Below are 662 nucleotides of genomic sequence, written 5' to 3' on the forward strand. Positions count from 1 at the left end.
AACGTACTAAGTAAAGGCGGAAGAAATGCCGGATCTTCCCCTCTAACGTTGTTTGCGCATCAATGGCAACATCACTGGCACCCCAGTGTCTCTGAAGACATTGGCGTGCCACGCAACCCGTTCCGCCTCCGGTTACGATTACCCATTAAGCGAAATCGCGACAGCGGGCAATGTTATTTGTATTTTGAACGCGTGCATTACTACCTTGGCGACCTCGCTCGATTAGCGCCAAGCGAAACACATGTCTACGCGAATATGGATGCGCGTGATATTCGCAAGTTTGAGGTCGACACCGAAATGGGCAGGCCTATCGGCGTAGCAACCTGCTCACGTTCCTGGCAACGATTCCCCCACTCCATCACGATCCGAAAATACATCAACAAATTAATTCGCCACGATAAAATTCAGGCGCGTGATCCCTTAGCGGGATTACTGCACTATCTACTTAAACACAAGCAGGAACCAAAGCATGCGTTGAGACTGCTACACGTAGCCACTACATTTCAATCGAACGGCGACGCCCTCGACCTCAATCAGCCAGAACGTGTAAAAGCGAAACGCCAAGCTAAAGCCAATGCCACATGGTCTAGTCAGACGGCTTTTAGCCATCCTGGAGAACCATCATGACGTCCCAGGAAATGCCTTTTCACCCCCTCATCGAT

The 662-nt window shown here is 50.5% G+C and carries 1 protein-coding gene; it reads left to right on the forward strand.

What is annotated here, in order from left to right:
• Positions 1–627, forward strand: a 627-nt coding sequence (locus A3756_RS02430; protein WP_231875457.1) for a hypothetical protein, incomplete at its 5' end; no start/stop codon positions are given.
• Positions 628–662 lie beyond the last annotated feature (35 nt).

The sequence above is a fragment of the Oleiphilus sp. HI0086 genome, assembly GCF_001635225.1.